This is a genomic window from Brevundimonas sp., from assembly GCF_035999125.1.
Classification (GTDB): domain Bacteria; phylum Pseudomonadota; class Alphaproteobacteria; order Caulobacterales; family Caulobacteraceae; genus Brevundimonas.
This window is the reverse complement of sequence record NZ_DASYGX010000016.1, coordinates 62,501-80,136: the sequence shown is the minus strand read 5'-3', so window position 1 is coordinate 80,136 and position 17,636 is coordinate 62,501. Positions and strand designations below refer to the sequence as shown.

Below are 17,636 nucleotides of genomic sequence, written 5' to 3'. Positions count from 1 at the left end.
ATCAGACCACAACGGCGTCGCGCTCCGCCGTGTGCCGGATGTATGGATTGGTCAGTCTGTCCTCAAAAACCAGTTGCACCTTTAGGCCTAGGCTGCGGGCCAGCATTTCCTCGACGTCGTAGACGCCCCAAGTCTGAGACAGCGGCCGGCTGACCTCCACCAAGAGATCGACGTCGCTCGCAGGGCCCGCCTCGTCGCGTGCGTAGCTCCCGAAAAGTCTGACGCGGGAAAGACCCTGGTCCTCCAACCAAGGCTTCAACGCGCGCAACTTCGCCAGAAGTTCGTCTCGGGTCATGGTCCGAGAATAACTCAGACCCGGCGCAGAATGAACTCGTCATCCAGCCAGGCGCCGACGGGATACTGATACTCCCCCGCCTTTTCGAACCCATGGGCGGCGTAGAGCTTCTGAGCCTTCAGATTGCCGCTCCAGACCCCGATCCACAGGGGGCCGTCTGTGTGGGCCTGCATCCAGTCCAGAGCGCGGGTCAGGAGCGCCGTGCCGAGGCCCAGACCCTGAGCGGAGCGGTCGACGTAGAGGCGGCGCAGTTCGGCGTGGGTCGGCCGCGCGTCTGGATGCGGCAGTCCGTTGGGACCCGCGTTGGCGAAGGCCAGCAGGTCGCCCTCGCGGTCGGCCACCCACCAGGCGGCGCCGGGCTCGGCCAGGGCGGTGCGGGTGGCCTCGACGCCGAAGGTCTTGTCGAGGTGCGCCGCCAGATCCGCCTGCGGATAGGGAATGCCGAAGCCCGTGACGAAGGTGTCGATGAAGGTGCGCCGTCCCAGCCGGGCCAGGGCCTCGGCGTCTTCGGGGCGGGCGGGGCGGATCAGGGCGTCGGCGGGCATGGCGGCGCTTTAGCCGGAACACGTGAGGCGCGACAGGGGGGCGAGTCGGCGCCTATGCTGGCGCGATGGCCGTGCCGATCTTCACCCACCCGGACATGATCCGCCATGCGACGGGCGAGGGGCACCCGGAGCGGCCCGCCCGCCTGACCGCCGTGCTGGACGCCCTGGCCGACGCCGGGCTGGACCGCGACCGCCGCGCGGCGACGGAGGCGGCGGTCGCCGATCTGGAGCGGGTGCATCCGGCCGATTTCGTGCGAGGGATTCTGGACGCCTCGCCCGACGACGGCATGCGGGCGCTGGACCCGGACACGGTGCTGTCGCCCGGCAGCGTGCGCGCGGCGCGGCTGGCGGCGGGCGCGGTCATCGACGCAGTGCGGGGTGTGGCTGTGGGAGAGATCACGCGCGCCTTCTGCGCCGTGCGGCCGCCGGGACATCATGCGGAGCCGGACCGGGCCATGGGGTTCTGCCTGTTCTCCAGCGTCGCGGTCGCTGCGCGGGCGGCGCAGGCGGCGGGACTGGGGCGGGTGGCGATCGTCGACTTCGACGTCCACCATGGCAACGGCACCCAGGCGGCGGTGGAGGCCGATCCGACGCTGTTCCTGGGCTCGATCCACCAGATGCCGCTCTATCCCGGCACCGGGGCGGCGTCGGAGACCGGGGTCGGCAATGTGGTCAACGTGCCGGTCGCCCCGCATGAGGCCCGCGAGTCGTGGCGGGCATCTTTCCAAGGCGGGCTGATGCCGGCGCTGGAGGCGCTCGGGCCGGACCTGATCCTGATTTCCGCGGGCTTCGACGCCCATCGGCGCGATCCGCTGGCGCACCAGAGCCTGGAGGCGGAGGACTTCGCCTGGGCCACCCGGGCGGTGGCGGAGGTGGCGCGGCGCGTCTGCGGCGGCAGGATTGTGTCGTCGCTCGAGGGCGGTTACGACCTTGAGGGACTGGGCCGGTCCGCCGTCGCCCACGTCCAGGCTCTGGGGGAGGAATGAGGATGCGCGCCGACCGGCCTGACGCCGGCCCCGTCGCCGTCCGCGGATCATGACCGTGCAGGAGCCGATCGCCCGCCCCGTCGCCGCGCCCACGCCCGCCGTTCCGACGGCGTCGGCGCCGCCGCGACCGGGCTCGATCACCCTGACCCGACACGGCGAGCCGGCCCTGTCGCGCAAGTGTCTGATCACGGCGCGCCAGTACAAGGACTGGTGGGCCAAGTATGAGGTGGGCGGCCTGCTGGCCGGCCAGACGCCGCCCGCGGAACTGGTCGCCGCCGCCGAGGGCGCGGGGGCCATCTACGCCTCCACGCGCCAGCGCGCGCAGGAGACCGCCGCCGCCGTCGCGGCCGGGCGGGAGGTGATGTCCGACGCCCTGTTCATCGAGGCGCCCCTGCCGCCGCCGGACCTGCCCGACGCGATCAAACTGTCGCCGCGCTGGTGGGGCGTGGTGTCGCGCATCTGGTGGCGCCTGTCGGACCGGCACCACCAGGAAGAGACGCACCGCGAGGCCAAGGTCCGCGCCGACCAGGCCGCCCGCAAGCTGATCGCGCGAGCCGAGGCGGGCGAGGACGTGCTGGTGCTCGCCCACGGATACTTCAACCATATGGTCGGCAAACGGCTGAAGGCCAACGGCTGGGTGCTGGTCCACAACCAGGGCTTCAAATACTGGAGCCAGCGTCGCTACGAGCGGCGGGGATGACGTGGCAGGAGCGCGAGCGGCGCAAGAACCAGGCGCGACAGACGGCCTTTGCGAAGATCATCACGGCCTATGGTTACGGCTGTTTGGCCGCCGGAGCCGGCATCGGCGCGCTGGACGGCCGCTTTCAACTCTCTGAGATCAACGCCCTGCTGTTCGCCGTCGGTCTGGCGCTGCATGCCCTAGCGATCTATATTGCGCCTGAAGGATCCGACGATGCAGATCAACACTGAAGCCCTGACCTTTTTCGGCTACATGCTGGCTGCGGGCGGCTTCGTGTTCGCTTTTTTCGGGGTGCTGACCAAGCGGCGCGTCGATCGGTTGACCGCCGAGATCGACGCCATGAAGGAAGCCGAACGACTGTCCAAGGCGAAGTGACGCTTCGCCGTTGAAGCGATCGCGGGCGGGCTCTAGGTTCCGACGCGATGACCGATCCGATCCCTGCCGACGCCGACCTGTCGTTCGAAGCCGCGCTGACGCGTCTGGAATCGCTGGTGCAGCGGCTGGAGTCCGGCCAGGCTCCGCTGGAGGAGGCCGTGTCCCTGTACGAAGAGGGCGCGCGGCTGAAGGCGCTGTGCGAGTCGCGCCTGAAGGAGGCGCAGCTGCGCGTCGAAAAGGTCGTGCTGGGCGCCGACGGCCGCCCAACCGGCACGGCCCCGGCCGACTTCGGCCAATGACCACGCCGGCCGCCTTGATCGACTACGACGACTTTCTGAAGGTCGACGTCCGCGTCGGTCGGGTGCTGGAGGCCGAGCCGTTTCCGGAGGCCCGCAAGCCGGCGTTCAAGCTGAAGATCGACTTCGGTCCCGACGTCGGGGTCAGGAAGTCCTCAGCCCAGATCACGCGCCATTATGCGGTCGAGGAGCTGCGCGGGCGGCTGGTGGCGGCGGTGGTGAACTTTCCGCCGCGCCAGATCGGGCCGTTCATGTCCGAGGTTCTGACCCTGGGCTTTCCCGACGCCGACGGCGAGGTGGTTCTGGTCGGGGTGGACCGTGACGCCGTGGTGGGCGGGGAGCTGTTTTGACCGCGCTGGCCGCCAACTCGCCCGAGCAGGGGGTGCTGGATCGGGTGGCCGAGGTGGCCGACCTGGTCACCGTGGCGCTCGATGAGCTGCTGCCGCGCGCCGACGGGCCGGAATCCCGCCTGACGGAGGCGATGCGCTATGCGGCGCTGGGGCCGGGCAAGCGTCTGCGGCCCTTCTTCGCGCTGGAGGCGTCGCGGCTGTTCGACCTGGAGGAACGGCCGGTTCTGCGGGCCGCCTGTGCGCTGGAATGCGTGCACGCCTATTCCCTGGTCCACGACGATCTGCCGTGCATGGACGATGACGATCTGCGTCGCGGGCGTCCGACCCTGCATCGCGCCTACGACGAGGCGACGGCGGTGCTGGCCGGCGACGCCTTGCAGACCGCCGCCTTCGACATCCTGCTGGACGAGGACACCCACGACGATCCGGCCATCCGGTGTGAGCTGGCGGCGCGGCTGTCGCTGGCGTCGGGCGCGCGGGGCATGGCAGGCGGCCAGATGATCGACCTGCTTGGCGTCCGCGACGACCTGGGCGGCGTGGCCCGCATGCAGCGTCTGAAGACCGGCGCCCTGTTCGCCTATGCGTTCGAGATCCCGCTGATCCTTGCCCAGGCCGGCGAGACGCCCAGCCACGCCCTGCTCAGCTTCGCCCACGACGTGGGTCTGGCCTACCAGATCGTCGACGACTTGCTGGACGTGGAGGGCGATCCCGAAGCCCTGGGCAAGGCCGCTGGCGGCAAGGACGCGGCCTTGGGCAAGACCAATTTCGTGACCTTGCTGGGGGTGGATCAGGCCCGCACTCGGGTGGCGCATCTGGCGGATCAGGCGCGGTCGCACCTCGAGGTCTTCGGCCACGACGCCGAGATCCTGAGGGCCAGCGTGGACCATGTGCTGACGCGCAGCCGCTGACGGCGCTGCGGTTCCCCCTCGCGCGCCGCCAAATCCCGCACTAAGAATGGGGAATGTCCGACACGCCTCTGCTCGACAAAGTCCGAATTCCCGCCGACATGCGCGGCTTCGACGCCGCCCAGTTGCGGCAGTTGGCGGCGGAGCTGCGGGCCGAGACGATCGACGCCGTGTCCGTCACGGGCGGGCATCTGGGCGCGGGACTGGGCGTGGTCGAGCTGACCGTCGCTCTGCATCACGTCTTCGAGACGCCGAAGGACATCCTGATCTGGGACGTCGGGCATCAGTGCTATCCGCACAAGATACTGACCGGACGCCGCGACCGCATCCGCACCTTACGCCAGGGCGGCGGCCTGTCCGGATTCACCAAGCGGGCCGAGAGCGAATACGACCCGTTCGGCGCCGCACATGCTTCGACGTCCATCTCCGCCGCTCTCGGGTTCGCGGCCGCGCGCGATCAGAAGGGCGACAGCAACAGGATCGTCGCCGTCATCGGCGACGGCTCCATGAGCGCGGGCATGGCCTATGAGGCCATGAACAACGCCGTTGAGGCCACCTCGGGCCAGCTGATGGTGGTCCTGAACGACAACGACATGTCGATCGCCCCGCCGGTCGGCGGCATGAGCGCCTATCTGGCCGGCCTGGTCGCGGGCGGCGCCTATCAGGGCATGCGCAAGCTCGGCAAGCGGGTCGCCGAGCACCTGCCGCGCCCGTTCAAGACCGTCGCCAAGAAGGCCGAGGAGTACGCCCGCGGCATGGTCACCGGCGGCACCTTCTTCGAGGAACTGGGCTTCTATTACGTCGGGCCGATCGATGGGCACGACCTGGATAACCTGGTCCCCATTCTGAAGAGCGCCGCCGCCATCACCGACAAGCCCGTGCTGGTCCATGTCGTGACCCAGAAGGGCAAGGGCTACGCGCCCGCGGAGTCCAGCGCCGACAAGCTGCACGCCGTGGTCAAGTTCGACGTGGTGTCGGGCAAGCAGTCCAAGGCCGTCTCCAACGCTCCCAGCTACACCAAGGTGTTCGGCACCGAGCTGATCAAGCGGGCGGAGCGCGACCCCAAGGTGGTGGCCATCACGGCCGCCATGCCGTCGGGCACGGGGCTTGACCTGTTCGGCCAGGCCTTCCCCGAGCGGACCTATGACGTCGGCATCGCCGAGCAGCACGCCGTCACCTTCGCCGCGGGCCTGGCGGCGGACGGGATGAAGCCGGTCTGCGCCATCTATTCGACCTTCCTGCAGCGCGGCTACGATCAGGTGGTGCACGACGTGGCGATCCAGTCGCTGCCAGTCCGCTTCGCCATGGACCGGGCTGGCCTGGTAGGCGCCGACGGCTGCACCCATGCGGGCTCGTTCGACGTCGGCTACATGGGCGCTCTGCCGGGCATGGTGCTGATGGCGCCGTCGGACGAGGCGGAGTTGGCGGCGATGATCGCGACCTCGCTGGAGATCGACGATCGGCCCTCGGCCTTCCGTTATCCGCGCGGCGACGGCGTGGGCGTGGAGATTCCGGAGCTGGCCGCGCCTCTGGAGATCGGTCGCGGCCGCATCGTGCGCGAAGGCACTGCGGTGGCGATCCTGAGCCTGGGCACCCGACTGCAGGAATCGCTGAAGGCGGCCGACCTGCTGGCGGCCAGGGGCATTTCCGCGACCGTGGCGGACGCCCGCTTCGCCAAGCCGCTGGACGTCGACCTGATCCTGCGGCTGGCGCGCCAGCACGAGGCGCTGATCACGGTCGAGGAGGGCGCCATGGGCGGCTTCGGCGCCTTCGTTCTGCAGGCTCTGGCCGAGCACGGCGCGCTGGACGCGGGGCTGAAGATCCGCACCCTGCACCTGCCCGACGTGTTCCAGGACCAGGATGCGCCGGCGAAGCAGTACGATCAGGCCGGGCTCAACGCCGACCACATCGCCGGCGCGGCCATGTCGGCGCTGGGAGTCGCGAAGGGCGCCGCAAGGGCCTGATTTCGGGCCTGAAAGCCTTGCCGTCCTGAGAGTCAGGCCCCAGTTAGGGTGCACCCCGAAACGGAGCCTTCCCTCCCGACGCCGCAGGAGCGCCGATGCCGCACGCCGACACCCTGATCTCCACTCTGGTCGGGGGCTTCGTGCTGGCCTTCGTGTTCGGGATGCTGGCGAACCGACTGAAGCTGTCGCCGCTGGTCGGATATCTGCTGGCGGGCGTGGCCGTGGGCCCGTTCACGCCGGGCTTCGTGGCCGACACCGCCCTGGCGCCGCAGCTGGCGGAGATCGGCGTCATCCTGCTGATGTTCGGGGTCGGCCTGCATTTTTCGCCCAAGGACCTGATGCAGGTCCGCAAGGTCGCCGTCCCGGGCGCCTTGGTCCAGGTGGCGGCCGCTACGGCCATGGGCTGGCTGCTGGGGCGGTTCGTCCTCGGGTTGGGCGACGTCGAGGCGGCGCTGATGGGCTTCGCCCTGTCGGTCGCGTCCACCGTTGTGCTGATGCGCGCCTTGGAGGAGCGCAGGCAAAACAAGGGCGAGGTCGGACGCGTGGCCGTCGGCTGGCTGATCGTCGAGGATCTGGTGATCGTCATCGCCCTGGTGCTTCTGCCCATGCTGCTGGCGCCGGCGGGCGAGGCGACGGGCGCCGCGGACATGGCGGTGGGCGCAGGGCTGACCCTGCTGAAGGTGGCGCTGTTCGTGGCCTTCATGCTGGTGGTGGGGGGCCGTGTCCTGCCGTGGCTGCTGGTCCGCATCGCCCACACCAAGTCGCGCGAGCTGTTCACCTTGGGCGTGCTGGCGATCGCCCTGGGCATCGCCTGGATCGCCTATCAGCTGTTCCACTCGTTCGCATTGGGGGCCTTCCTGGCCGGTCTGGTGCTGAACGGGACGCCGCTGGGCCACAATGCGGCGGAGCGCAGCCTGCCGCTGCGCGACGCCTTCGCGGTGCTGTTCTTCGTCTCGGTCGGCATGCTCTTCGACCCGATGATCCTGATCGAACAGCCGCTGGCGGTGCTGATCGCCGTGGGCATCGTGATCGTGGGCAAGACGCTTGCCGCCCTGGCCATCACCACGGCGTTTCGGCTGGACCGCGCGACCAGCCTGACGGTCGGGGCGTCATTGGCCCAGATCGGGGAGTTCAGCTTCATCCTGGCGGCGCTGGGCGTGTCGATGGGCGCGATGAGCCAGACGACGCACGATCTGATCCTGGCTGCGGCTCTGCTGTCGATCTCTCTGAACCCGTTCGTGTTCAAGCTGATCGACCGGATGGGGGCCAAGCCGCAAACGCCCCCGGCCAAGGCCGAAGGCGTCGCGGTTCGAGATCTGATCTAGGAGGCTACAGAACCCCGATCATGCTGGCGACCAGCGGGTGGCGGACGATGTCGCGCTCGGCCAGCTGGACCACGCCGATGTCCGGAACCGCCGAAAGCTTTTCGGCGATGTCCGACAGGCCGGAGACGCCGGGCAGCAGGTCCGACTGGTGCGGGTCGCCGGTGACGACCATGGTCGAGTGCCAGCCCAGGCGGGTCAGCAGCATCTTCAGCTGCACGTAGGTGCAGTTCTGGGCCTCGTCGACGACGATGAAGGCGTTGTTCAAAGTACGGCCCCGCATGTAGCCGATCGGGGCGATCTCGATCAGGCCCTCGGCCATCAAGGCCTTGACCCGCTTCATCGACAACCGATCCGACAGGGCGTCGTAGAGGGGCCGCAGATAAGGGGCCAGCTTGTCCTCCATGTCGCCGGGCAGAAAGCCGATGGATTCGCCGGCCTCGACCGCCGGTCGGGACAGCACGATCCGCCCGACCTTGCCCGCCTCCAGCGCCTCCACGGCCTTGGCCACCGCCAGATAGGTCTTGCCGGTGCCGGCCGGGCCCAAGGCCAGAACCAGATTGTGATGATCGATCATGGTCATCAGTTCGGCCTGACCGTCGGACTTGGGCTTCAGCGTCTTCAGATAGCCCTGGTCCCGCTCGTCGTTGGACGGATGGGGCGACCACCCGCGTTGGCTTTGACTTGTTTGCTGGCCGGCGTGGTGCGGCAGGCGACGCACCTTGGCGTCCTCGATGAACTGGCTGGAGTCGAGCACGCCGAATTCGCGCGACATCTCACGGGTCTGACGCTTCAGGGCCGAACGCTTGGTCATTTTTGGCTCCAGGCAGGCATGAAAAAAGGCGATGCTGCGAAAGCATCGCCTCGAACGAGAGCGGGGAGGGAGGATGCGGAGACGACGTGTCCGCCCGGGTCGGTGGAGGCCTCATGCTCCAGCGGGAGAACCCGCCGACCGGAACGCAGCACGCGCGTTCTCCTTGGGCTGACCGGACCGGGCTTGATCCGGCTTCGGATCCGGGGCCGAAATGGCGGCCTCGAATCGCACTTGCATCATGATGCTAGCGTGGTTTCCAAACGCTTAAAGAGCGGATTTCGCTGAGTTTTGGAGGGGTTCGGATGAATGTTCACGCGCTCGGAGACAAGTCTCCGCGCCTGCCGGCCAAGGGTGAATACTGGATCGCTCCGAATGCGACGCTGGTAGGAGACGTGATTCTGAAGCCCGGCGCCAGCGTCTGGTTCGGCGCCGTGCTGCGCGGCGACAACGAGCCGATCACGGTGGGCGAGGACACCAACATTCAGGAAAATTCGGTTTTGCACACCGATATGGGAGAGCCGCTGACGCTGGGGCGAGGCGTGACGGTGGGGCACATGGCGATGCTGCACGGCTGCACGGTCGGCGACTACAGCCTGATCGGCATCCAAGCGGTGGTGCTGGGGCGGGCGAAGATCGGCGCGAACTGCCTGGTTGGGGCGGGCGCCCTGATCACGGAAGGCAAGGAGTTCCCAGACGGCTCGCTGATCGTCGGCAGTCCGGCGCGCGTCGTGCGCCAGTTGGAGCCGGGCCAGATCGCGGCGCTGAAGGGGTCGGCCGAACACTATGTGCAGAACTGGAAGCGGTTCGCCCGCGATCTCAAGTCTCTCTGAGCGGGCTTTCCGCAGCCTGCAGCCGCTTCAGCCGCGGCGTGACGATCGGGATCGTCAGCATGGTCGATCCCACCGCCATGAGCAGCAAGGCGGTGAAGGCGGCGTTGGTGATGACGCCCTTGTCCAGCAGGATGTTGGCGAAGATGATCATGATCAGCGCCTTGGTCTGCAGCAGCCAGCCGATCACCGACGCCTCGCCCGGTCGCCACTTGAGCAAGCGCCCGGCCAAGTGAACGCCCGCCAGCTTGCCCGCCACCGAGGCGACCAGCAGCAGGGCGGCGGCTCCGAACACCGCCAGGCCGCCCATGTCCCACTGCGTCCGCAGGCCCGTCGACAGGAAGAACACCGGCATGAAGGCGATCAGCACGGCGTCACGGAACCGGTCCATCCGCTCTCGGTCGAACCAGTGCGCGTCCAGCACGGCGCCGGAAAGGAAGGCGCCCACCATGAAGTGCAGTCCCGCCCAGTCGGCCGCGAATCCGCAGCCGGCGAGCCAGATCAAGGCCACGAACCAGCGGTCACGCTCCGGGATGCGCCGCATCAAGGCGCGCACCGCCAAGGTCAGCACGGCGAAACCGAGCAGAAAGCCCCCCTGCCGGCCGATCCGCTCCCAATCCAGAAGGATCAGCGCCAGCACCCCCCAAATCGCGACGTCGTCCAGGCTGGCGTAGCGCAGGACCCGCTGACCGAGCGGGCGGCGCAGGATGTCCAGCTTCTCCATGAACAGCATCAGGATCGGCAGGGCCGTGACGGCGCAGGCCATGCCGATCCCCAGCACCACCTGCCAAGTCTGACCGTCCTCGCCGGCCCACCCCGGCCAGCGCAGCATGACCAGCGCCGCGAGGCTGCCCAGAGCCAGGGGGGCCACAAGGGCCAGCCCTGCGGTCACGCCCGTTTCTTCCCGTTTCGCCCAGGCCTGGCGCAGGTCCAGCTCCAAACCGGCGATGAAGACGAAGATCATCACCGCCCACCACGCCACGCCGTTCAGCGCGGCGATGACCGGCGGAGAGAAGATCGTCGCATAGTAGGCGGGGAAAGCCGCGCCCAGCACGCCCGGCCCCAAGAGAATGCCGCCGACGATCTGGACGACGACCAGCGGCGCCCAGTGCTCGGTCCTGAACAGCCGCCAGATCAGATAGGGCACGCTGAAGATGATCAGCATGGCGATCAGGAACAGCTCTGTGATCGTGACGGCGTGCCCCATGCGCCGGAAATGGCACAGCTTAAACGATGACGCTAGGCGATGCGCCGTCCGTCCAGGGCCGCCAGAGCCAGGCGTGGCCGGGCAGGTTCGCCCACGGCCATGGACACCCGTGCGGTCAGACGGTGCGGCGTGCGGGCGGGCAATGTCAGGGTGGCGACGGGCGCGACGAGGCCTAGGATCAGTTCCCGGCCCGCCGCTTCGCCCTGAAATGCCGCCAGAGTGACCTCCACCGGCGCATTGCCTGCACCTACGGCGGCGACGACGACGACCGGCCGCGCTTCCCGCACCGTCTGGCGCACGGCGGCGGCGGCCATGGCGATGGAGGGCGGACGCCACATCGCCGACAGCGACGCCCCCGTCAGAGGCATGTCGTGAAAGGCTTCCAGCCAGTCGCCGGCCAGGCGGAGTCGGACGTCGTCGCCCGCACGCTCGGCCAGGAAGGTGCGCGTCAGGCGCCCCCCCAGAGCGTCGGGCCGCAGGGCCGCGCGCGGCGGCAACCCCGCGCGCGCCACGCCATCCCGGCTCAGCGCGGTCCAATGATCGATCAGGGCCTGCGTGTCAGGATGAAACATCGTCCCGGTCTCCGACCCATGCGGCGCAAGACCGGGGCCGATCTCAACGGAATCGAAAGGCCCGGCATGGTCCGGTGGGCGGAATGCGGCCCGTTTCTTGCTGGGCCCGGCGTGACTGAACCAAGTGGAGGCGCCCCATGGGGTTGCGAGCGATCACCTGGCTGCCGGCGGCGGTGACCCTTTTCGCCGTCGCGGCCTTTGCCGAGAAGGCGGCGGCCCAATGCGGGCCGGTCTGCCCGCCGCCGCCTCCGCCGTGCTGCGAGCCCCCGCCCCCGCCTCCTCCGCCGCCGCCTCCCCCGGGACCGTGCTGCGACCAACCGCCCCCGCCCCCCTGCTGCGGTGGCGGCGGCAATCTGAACGTCAACGTCAATGTGAACGCCAATGCCTCGGCCAGCGCTTCGGCCCGCGGCGGAGCGACCGTGATCGTGGCGGGCGGCGGCGGCGCCTACGTCAATGTGGAGCAGCCCTATCCGACGACGATCAGCGGTTTGCACGTCGGCGGCGGCATGGTCCGCGAAATCATCAAGGTTCCGTTCGAATCGCGCCGTCGCATCGAGCGCCGCGTGGTGATCCGGGCCGTCTGCATGGACGACCGCGGCCGGCCGCATCCGGCGGCCCAGGTGCGCCCGGACCGCGACGTCTGGGGCGACTATGACGGCGAGCTGTTCCGCTGCTTGGCCGGCACCTACATGCAGGTCACCATCGCCGACTGGGAGGGCTCCGAGCGCTTCGAGCACGGCGAGACCACCACCTGCCGCAAGGGCGACAGCCTGTGGCACGCGCCGGGCGGCACCGTGGAATGCAAGCCGCAAAAGCCGGAGCGCGACTGCAACGAGCGTTCGCTGCTGCGCCGCTACGGCGCCGGGGTGAAGGTCCTGACCATGTGGTACGAGGAAACCTACACCGAGTACCGCGAAGAGGTCGTGGTGCGCGAAGGCTGGGCCGTGCAGGGCGGGGCGATCACGCTCGACGGCGGCGTCGGCGGCCGCGTCTTCTGAAGACGTCGTTCAGCCGCCCGTCAGGCGGCGTGAGACAGATTGCGGGCTCGTCGCTCCGTCGACGATCCTGAGAGAGACTGGCCCCGGCGCATCCCCTTCGCGTCGGGGCCTTTTTTGTCATTCGGCGGCGGGCGTCGCCGCAGCGCGGGGCGTCACCGTGATGCGGTAGGCAGTGGAGGGGATCAGGTATCTCGCCGCCGCCGCCTGGACCTCGGCCGCGGTGATCGACTGCAGATCCGATTCGACCGAGCGCAGGGCGGGCAGGCGGTTGGGGTCGGTCTGGGCCTCGGCCAGTTCGCTGAGCCAGAACTCGTTGGACGCCTGGCTGCGGCGCAGGGCCTCCACGCGGGGCTGACGGGCGCGGTTCAGCTCGTCCTCGGTGATCGGGTTCGTGCCCATGGAGGCGGCGATCCGGTCCACGTCGGCGAAGAAGCCGGGCAGTTTCTCGGGCGGCGCCTCGATCAGGGCCGAGACGTAGCCGTAGCCGGAGAAGTTGCCCGACGCCTGGGCTCCCACATTGGGCGAATAGGTCACGGCCTGCCCCTCGCGCAGCTCTTCGATCAGACGCAGGCGCAGGACGTCGGCCAGCAGGCGCACGACCCGGGCCTCGCGCGTGTCGGTGAAGTTGTCGACGGCGGGCCAGGCGACGAAGCCCAGGGCCTGATCCGGACGGCCGCCGTGCTTGAAGTCCAGCTGCTCGGGCGTGCCGGCGGGGAAGCGGGCGCTGCGCTGGGCCTCGGTCAGCGGAGCGGCGGCGGCGCGGGGCGGCAGGGCGCCGAAGGTCGAGGCGACCGAGGCGATGGCGGCGTCCACGTCCACGTCGCCCACAATCACGATCTCGATCGGCCCCTGTTCCAGCTTGGGCTGAACCACGGAGCGCAGGTCGTCGATCGACCAGGTCGCGATGTCTTGGGCGGTCGGGAAGGCGAAGCGCGCGTCGCCGGGGCGCAGGCGGCTGAGCGATTCCTTCAGGAAGACGCCCTGGGTCTGGGCGTCGAGCACCGGCAGGACGCTGCGGAACTGGGCGCGGGCGCGCTCGAAGGGCTCCGGGCGCCAGGCGGCGTCGGTGGCGTAGGCGGCCAGCACCTGCATCTGCACGTCCAGATCGGCCGGCTTGGTCGCACCGGTCAAAATGAAGGCGTCCTCTCCGGCGGCGAGCCCCGCGGAATAGGTCCGGCCGGTCAGCACTTCCTCCAACTGTTGGGCGGTCAGACGGCCCAGGCCGCCCTCGGCATAGACCTGGCCCAGAGCCAGAACCGGCAGAGCGCGGTCGGTCGGCAACTCCAGCACGCCCTGACCGATGCGGACCGAGACCAGCACCTGCTCGTCGCGGAACGTCGTCGGCTTCACCGTCAGGCGCACGCCGTTCTCGAAGGTGACGAAGGTGGTGTCGATGTCCTGGACGACCGAGCGCTCGGCCACCGTGCCGGCCGGGCCGAAGTCGGTGTAGTCCCAGTTCAGGGCGGCCGCCGCCTCTGGCGCGGTGACCGGGACGGCCTCGGACGCCGCCAAGGCGGCCAGCAGGGCCTCTTCGCCGCCCTCAGGCGCGGTCGGGGCGGTCAGATAGACCAGGGGGCCGCCGCCGGTGAACGTGGTTTTCAGCACGCGGTTGACCTCGTCCGCCGTGAGGCTCGCGACGGCCTCTTCGAACAGGGCCAGGTTGGTCGCTGGCGAGGTGAAGACGACGTCCTCGTTGACCGTGCCGACGATGCCGTTGGCCAGCGCGGGCGTGCGGCGGGTCGCGGCGCCGGCGACGGAGTTGGTCAGGCCGGTGCGCGCCTCGGTGATCTCACGGTCAAGTTCGGCCTGGGTGATGCCGAACTCGGCGATGCGGCGCGTCTCCTGCTCGATGGCGCCCAGGGCCGGCTGCCAGGCGTCGCCGTCATAGGAGGCCGTGACGTTGGCCAGCAGCACGCTGTCGAACAGGTTCGACCGGCCCGCGCCGGCGTTGATGAAGGGCGGATTGGCCCCGCGTCCGATCACGCCCAGGCGGCGGTTCAGCACCGCCAGGCCCAGACCGCGGACGGTGTTCTCGCGCCGCAGGGCGCGGGTGTCGGGGCGCTGATCCGGCGCGCCCAGCCAGGCGATCTGGATCGACGGCGTCAGGCCGGCCTCGACGTACATCCCGGCCTCGCGACCGCGCGGGCGGACCGTGCCCAGATCCGGCTCGGCGCCTGAGGGAGCGGTGGTCGTCCAGTCGCCGAAGGTGGAGACGACCTTGGCCTCCATCTCCGCCACGTCGAAGTCGCCGACCACGACCACGGTCGCGCGCTCAGGCCGGTAGTAGCCTTCGTAGAATTCGACGAAGCGTTCGCGGGGGGCGTTGGCCAGGACCGAGGTCGAGCCGATGGGCAGGCGCGTCGGCACAAGCTGGCCGGGCATCAGGAAGTCGAGCTGGGCCATCAGGGATCGCAGGCTCGGATTGGCGCGGGTGCGCTCTTCCGACAGGACGATGCCGCGCTCGCGGTCGATGGCGGCGGTTTCCAGCGTCGCCTCGCCCAGCATCTGGCGCAGGATGAACAGGCTCTCGTCCACCGTGGCGGCCTGGGTGTTCGGCAGGTCCAGCTGATAGACGGTCGCGTCGAAGCCGGTGGAGGCGTTGGTGTCGGCGCCGAAGGCCAGGCCCAGACGCTCCAAGCGCTTGGTCAGTTCGCCCTCGGGAATCTCGGTAGAGCCGTTGAAGGCCATGTGCTCCATGAAGTGGGCCAGGCCCAGCTGGTCGTCGCGCTCCATCAGGGAGCCGGCGTCGATGCGCACCCGGATCGACGCCTGGCCGGGCGGGGTGGCATTGCGCATGACGGCGTAACGCAGGCCGTTCGGCAGCTGGCCGAAGCGCACGTCCTCGGCCGCCGGCACGTCGCTGGCCGCCTGGGGCCAGGGGTCCGACGGGGCGACGCCGGTGGATGCGGCGTGCGCGGCGTCCTGGGCCATCGAGGCGGCGGGAACGGCGACGCAAAGGGCCAGAGCGGATGCGGCAAGCAGCAACGGGCGGCGGATACGCATGGACGGCACTCCGGGAGGATGGGAGCGAACTCGTGCCCGCCGCCGTTCCGCCTCACAAGTTACAAAGCCGTCAGCTAATCCAAGGAACGCGGACGTCCACGTCCGCGACGGACGGCGACCCGTGTCGCGAACCTGGAGGTCCGCGCTCCCCCGTCTTTCACTGACCTGGGCGCGTGACGTAGAAATTCGCCGCATTGCCGACTGCGTTCGTGCCCGTGATCACGGCGCGGCCGTCGCCGCCGATCGTGGTGCGGGCGGTGGCGGAGACGTCGCCCTCATTGGTCTGGACGTTGTCGGCCTGGAGCGTCGCCCCACATTCTGCGCAGGCATAGCCGGTGACGCTGTTGCCCACGGCGTCGGCCCCGACGTAGGCGTCATAGCCGTAAGCGCCCGAGAAGCTGGCGTCGGCCTGGACCCCCCCGGAGTTGAACTGGGCGTTGTCGATGCGGACGTAGATGTCGTCGTTGCCGACCGACAGCGAGTTGCCCGACGCTTGAGCGTGGCTGGTCACGCGGCCGTAGTCGTAGCTGGTGACGATCGATTCCGCCCAGACTCGCGCCGAGTTGTCCTGCCGGGCCTCCACGACGGACGAGCCGCCGGCGTTGGCGAAGACGGCCTGGTTGCCGCCGGCGCGGGCGCGTCCGGCCAGATCCCAGGCGTTGCCGGCGTTGGCGCTGGTTCCCGCCTGCACCAGGGCGCCGGTGTTGGACTGGTTCAGGCTGAGGTTCTGACTGGCGGGCGCGATGCCGGTGTAGGCGACGACGTTGCCCAAGGCCTGGCTGCTCACCTCGGTCGCGCCGGGCGCGTACTGGACGGCGACGTAGTTGGACGAGAACAGGGTGGCGGCCGTGTCCTGACGGATCGCGCCGTCGACATGGCCGTCCTGCGCCGCCAGGGCGACGGTGTTGGCGACGGCGAAAGTCTCGATCCTGCCGCCGCCGATCAGGCGCGCCGTGCCGCCCGACAGGTCGGAGATCGCCTCGATCCGCACGTCGCCGACGGTCTGGGTCGCGTTCAGCGTCAGGTCGCCGCCATAGGCGCCGCCGGCCAGATAGTTGCCGTTGGCCTGGGTGACGGAGGTGACGTAGCCGTCGGTGTCGCCGTTCAGGACCAGGGTGGTCTCGGCCGAGACCTCGCCCTGAAGTTCCTGCTCCGAATCCACGGTCAGATGGCCGGTCTCGACCGCGCCGGAAAGGGTGTTGCCGGTCGCGGAGGTGGAGACGGTGACCTGATCGTCGGCGTCATTGGCCGTCACGGTCTGGCGCGCGGCGACGGCCCCGCCCTGGAACTGGCGGTTCAGGACGATCGGCGCGTCGGGATCCTGGGCCTGGGCCTCAGTACCGGCTGCGACGCACGTCGCCGTCGCGGCGATCATGCCAGCGAGTCGGATCAGCGCGGGTCTGGCCATTGTTGGTGTCCGTGTTGGGGTACGCCGGGTAAAAGCCCCCCGTGGGCCCGTAGGTGTCGCGCAGCAGCTCGTTGCGCGTGTCCAGGCAGATTTCCGGCCCGGGCGCGCCGTACAGGTTGGCCATGAACTCGACCGTGGCGCGCTCCACCAGGGCGCGGACCGCCAGCTGGACCGGCTCGAACCCGCCTTCGCCCGCCGAGATGTCGAAGACGTTGCCGTTCAGGAAGTCGAAGACGCCGGCCGAAATCTCGCGGCCGATGATCTGCTTCTGGTAGGAGACGACGTCGACGACCTCCAGCGTGGTGGTCTGGACCATCCGCAGGTCGATGGCGACGTTCATGACGTAATAGCGCCCGGCGAAGGTGCCCGACAGCGGGGTGTTGGTGTCCGCCTCTCCGCCCAGGAAGTCCCAGCCTGCGGAACGGATGTTGTAGTTCACCTCGGTGATGCCGCCGACGATGTAGAAGTCGGAGCCCGGCACCTGTCCGGCCAAAATCTGGCGATAGGCGACGTCCTCGCCTTCGCGGCCGGGATCGCCGATCAGCTTGTTGTTGGCGTAGCGCAGCTCCAGCTCCGACACCGACGTGTCGTAGCGTTCGACGATCTGGGCGCCGGACTTGGCCAGCGCGGAATAGGCCATCAGCGAGGCCCCGCCCGTGATCTGGCGTCCGCCGTCCGAAGAAACCGTGCCGGTGTAGTCGCTGATCCGGCCCACGGCGATGCGCGGCGACGGCAGGTCGTAACGCCGGGCGTAGTCGGCCAGGCAATACAGCGCGGTGGAGTAAGGCGTCGGGTTGGCCGTCACCGGGGCGTTGCCGATCGGCTGGGCGTATCTGCCGTCGGAGCCCGCCACGGGCGCGATGCAGCCCCCCAGCAGGGCCACGGCCGAACCGACCGTTCCGAGGATGCGCAGACGGCGCAGAAGGGGGCTCATGGCAGATCCAGCGTTCCGTTGAGCGAGGTTCCGGCCCGCACGTCGCCGGTGTTGGTCTGGGTCGAGTTGACGATGACGGTGTTGTGGTTGCCCTGGACGACCACGTTCAGCTGGTTGCCGATGGCGGTGGAGCCG

Annotated in this window: 20 protein-coding genes (1 of these 20 cut by a window edge); 11 read left to right on the top strand and 9 right to left on the bottom strand. The window is 69.4% G+C overall.

What is annotated here, in order from left to right:
• Position 1 precedes the first annotated feature (1 nt).
• A complete protein-coding gene (locus tag VGN45_RS13470) occupies positions 2–295 on the bottom strand; it encodes a nucleotidyltransferase family protein (RefSeq protein ID WP_327463334.1) in 294 nt (97 codons plus the stop codon).
• 14 nt (positions 296–309) lie between these two features.
• Entirely contained in the window at positions 310–840 is a 531-nt protein-coding gene (locus VGN45_RS13465) for a GNAT family N-acetyltransferase (protein ID WP_327463331.1), read from the bottom strand.
• Between the two features lie 65 nt (positions 841–905).
• Here VGN45_RS13465 and VGN45_RS13460 point away from each other — a divergent pair, with 65 nt between their 5' ends.
• From VGN45_RS13460 to VGN45_RS13420, 9 genes are all read left to right on the top strand, one after another.
• Positions 906–1,826 (top strand): histone deacetylase family protein, encoded by a 921-nt coding sequence (locus VGN45_RS13460; protein ID WP_327463329.1) that lies wholly within the window; start codon positions 906–908, stop codon positions 1,824–1,826.
• Positions 1,827–1,875: 49 nt separating this feature from the next.
• On the top strand, positions 1,876–2,526 hold the full coding sequence (locus VGN45_RS13455; protein WP_327463327.1) for a histidine phosphatase family protein: 651 nt from the start codon (positions 1,876–1,878) through the stop codon (positions 2,524–2,526).
• Positions 2,523–2,756 (top strand): hypothetical protein, encoded by a 234-nt coding sequence (locus VGN45_RS13450; RefSeq protein WP_327463325.1) that lies wholly within the window; start codon positions 2,523–2,525, stop codon positions 2,754–2,756. The genes VGN45_RS13455 and VGN45_RS13450 overlap by 4 nt, the downstream gene beginning before the upstream one ends.
• Entirely contained in the window at positions 2,740–2,901 is a 162-nt protein-coding gene (locus tag VGN45_RS13445; RefSeq protein ID WP_327463323.1) for a hypothetical protein, read from the top strand. The genes VGN45_RS13450 and VGN45_RS13445 overlap by 17 nt, the downstream gene beginning before the upstream one ends.
• A gap of 47 nt (positions 2,902–2,948) precedes the next feature.
• Positions 2,949–3,200 carry an exodeoxyribonuclease VII small subunit gene (locus VGN45_RS13440; RefSeq protein ID WP_327463321.1) on the top strand — a complete coding sequence of 84 codons (252 nt, stop codon included), beginning with the start codon at positions 2,949–2,951 and terminating at the stop codon, positions 3,198–3,200.
• Positions 3,197–3,547 (top strand): tRNA-binding protein, encoded by a 351-nt coding sequence (locus VGN45_RS13435; RefSeq protein ID WP_327463319.1) that lies wholly within the window; start codon positions 3,197–3,199, stop codon positions 3,545–3,547. Before VGN45_RS13440 ends, VGN45_RS13435 begins: the two co-directional genes overlap by 4 nt.
• A gap of 32 nt (positions 3,548–3,579) precedes the next feature.
• Positions 3,580–4,455 carry a farnesyl diphosphate synthase gene (locus VGN45_RS13430; RefSeq protein ID WP_327463710.1) on the top strand — a complete coding sequence of 292 codons (876 nt, stop codon included), beginning with the start codon at positions 3,580–3,582 and terminating at the stop codon, positions 4,453–4,455.
• A gap of 53 nt (positions 4,456–4,508) precedes the next feature.
• Entirely contained in the window at positions 4,509–6,416 is a 1,908-nt protein-coding gene (gene dxs, locus VGN45_RS13425; protein ID WP_327463317.1) for a 1-deoxy-D-xylulose-5-phosphate synthase, read from the top strand.
• A gap of 95 nt (positions 6,417–6,511) precedes the next feature.
• On the top strand, positions 6,512–7,741 hold the full coding sequence (locus tag VGN45_RS13420) for a cation:proton antiporter (protein WP_327463315.1): 1,230 nt from the start codon (positions 6,512–6,514) through the stop codon (positions 7,739–7,741).
• Positions 7,742–7,745: 4 nt separating this feature from the next.
• On the opposite strand, the gene VGN45_RS13415 is transcribed toward VGN45_RS13420, so the two are convergent.
• Positions 7,746–8,564, bottom strand: a complete 819-nt coding sequence (locus tag VGN45_RS13415; protein ID WP_327463708.1) for a PhoH family protein — start codon at positions 8,562–8,564, stop codon at positions 7,746–7,748.
• A 290-nt stretch (positions 8,565–8,854) separates the two neighbouring features.
• Between VGN45_RS13415 and VGN45_RS13410 the strand changes: the two genes are divergently transcribed.
• Positions 8,855–9,382 carry a gamma carbonic anhydrase family protein gene (locus VGN45_RS13410; RefSeq protein ID WP_327463313.1) on the top strand — a complete coding sequence of 176 codons (528 nt, stop codon included), beginning with the start codon at positions 8,855–8,857 and terminating at the stop codon, positions 9,380–9,382.
• On the opposite strand, the gene VGN45_RS13405 is transcribed toward VGN45_RS13410, so the two are convergent.
• Together VGN45_RS13405 and VGN45_RS13400 are read right to left on the bottom strand one after the other, a co-directional pair.
• Positions 9,369–10,586, bottom strand: a complete 1,218-nt coding sequence (locus VGN45_RS13405; RefSeq protein ID WP_327463311.1) for a cation:proton antiporter — start codon at positions 10,584–10,586, stop codon at positions 9,369–9,371. The genes VGN45_RS13410 and VGN45_RS13405 overlap by 14 nt on opposite strands.
• A gap of 32 nt (positions 10,587–10,618) precedes the next feature.
• Positions 10,619–11,158 (bottom strand): PAS domain-containing protein, encoded by a 540-nt coding sequence (locus VGN45_RS13400; protein ID WP_327463309.1) that lies wholly within the window; start codon positions 11,156–11,158, stop codon positions 10,619–10,621.
• A 371-nt stretch (positions 11,159–11,529) separates the two neighbouring features.
• Between VGN45_RS13400 and VGN45_RS13395 the strand changes: the two genes are divergently transcribed.
• Positions 11,530–12,156, top strand: coding sequence for a hypothetical protein (locus VGN45_RS13395; RefSeq protein WP_327463307.1), 627 nt, complete (start codon positions 11,530–11,532; stop codon positions 12,154–12,156).
• A 117-nt stretch (positions 12,157–12,273) separates the two neighbouring features.
• Here VGN45_RS13395 and VGN45_RS13390 read toward each other — a convergent pair whose 3' ends face one another.
• From VGN45_RS13390 to hfaA, 4 genes are all read right to left on the bottom strand, one after another.
• Complete coding sequence (locus VGN45_RS13390; protein WP_327463303.1) at positions 12,274–15,159, bottom strand: M16 family metallopeptidase; 2,886 nt, start codon at positions 15,157–15,159, stop codon at positions 12,274–12,276.
• A 157-nt stretch (positions 15,160–15,316) separates the two neighbouring features.
• Entirely contained in the window at positions 15,317–16,534 is a 1,218-nt protein-coding gene (gene hfaD / locus VGN45_RS13385) for a holdfast anchor protein HfaD (protein ID WP_327463301.1), read from the bottom strand.
• The gene (gene hfaB / locus VGN45_RS13380) at positions 16,494–17,501 is read right to left on the bottom strand and encodes a holdfast anchoring protein HfaB (RefSeq protein WP_327463299.1); all 1,008 of its coding nucleotides are present in this window, start codon (positions 17,499–17,501) and stop codon (positions 16,494–16,496) included. Before hfaB ends, hfaD begins: the two co-directional genes overlap by 41 nt.
• Positions 17,498–17,636, bottom strand: the 3' end of a protein-coding gene (gene hfaA, locus VGN45_RS13375; RefSeq protein WP_327463297.1) for a holdfast anchoring protein HfaA. 302 nt of this gene lie beyond the right edge of the window; the window shows 139 of its 441 coding nt (coding positions 303–441); its start codon lies beyond the right edge, outside the window; the stop codon is at positions 17,498–17,500. The genes hfaB and hfaA overlap by 4 nt, the downstream gene beginning before the upstream one ends.

Coding starts and splice junctions, on each gene's coding strand:
- VGN45_RS13410 (WP_327463313.1), top strand. CDS start 8,855: ATGAATGTTCACGCGCTCGGAGACAAGTCTCCGCGCCTGCCGGCCAAG.
- VGN45_RS13450 (WP_327463325.1), top strand. CDS start 2,523: ATGACGTGGCAGGAGCGCGAGCGGCGCAAGAACCAGGCGCGACAGACG.
- VGN45_RS13420 (WP_327463315.1), top strand. CDS start 6,512: ATGCCGCACGCCGACACCCTGATCTCCACTCTGGTCGGGGGCTTCGTG.
- dxs (WP_327463317.1), top strand. CDS start 4,509: ATGTCCGACACGCCTCTGCTCGACAAAGTCCGAATTCCCGCCGACATG.
- VGN45_RS13405 (WP_327463311.1), bottom strand. CDS start 10,586: ATGGGGCACGCCGTCACGATCACAGAGCTGTTCCTGATCGCCATGCTG.
- VGN45_RS13390 (WP_327463303.1), bottom strand. CDS start 15,159: ATGCGTATCCGCCGCCCGTTGCTGCTTGCCGCATCCGCTCTGGCCCTT.
- VGN45_RS13435 (WP_327463319.1), top strand. CDS start 3,197: ATGACCACGCCGGCCGCCTTGATCGACTACGACGACTTTCTGAAGGTC.
- hfaD (WP_327463301.1), bottom strand. CDS start 16,534: ATGATCGCCGCGACGGCGACGTGCGTCGCAGCCGGTACTGAGGCCCAG.
- VGN45_RS13470 (WP_327463334.1), bottom strand. CDS start 295: ATGACCCGAGACGAACTTCTGGCGAAGTTGCGCGCGTTGAAGCCTTGG.
- VGN45_RS13400 (WP_327463309.1), bottom strand. CDS start 11,158: ATGTTTCATCCTGACACGCAGGCCCTGATCGATCATTGGACCGCGCTG.
- VGN45_RS13455 (WP_327463327.1), top strand. CDS start 1,876: ATGACCGTGCAGGAGCCGATCGCCCGCCCCGTCGCCGCGCCCACGCCC.
- hfaB (WP_327463299.1), bottom strand. CDS start 17,501: ATGAGCCCCCTTCTGCGCCGTCTGCGCATCCTCGGAACGGTCGGTTCG.
- VGN45_RS13460 (WP_327463329.1), top strand. CDS start 906: ATGGCCGTGCCGATCTTCACCCACCCGGACATGATCCGCCATGCGACG.
- VGN45_RS13465 (WP_327463331.1), bottom strand. CDS start 840: ATGCCCGCCGACGCCCTGATCCGCCCCGCCCGCCCCGAAGACGCCGAG.
- VGN45_RS13440 (WP_327463321.1), top strand. CDS start 2,949: ATGACCGATCCGATCCCTGCCGACGCCGACCTGTCGTTCGAAGCCGCG.
- VGN45_RS13445 (WP_327463323.1), top strand. CDS start 2,740: ATGCAGATCAACACTGAAGCCCTGACCTTTTTCGGCTACATGCTGGCT.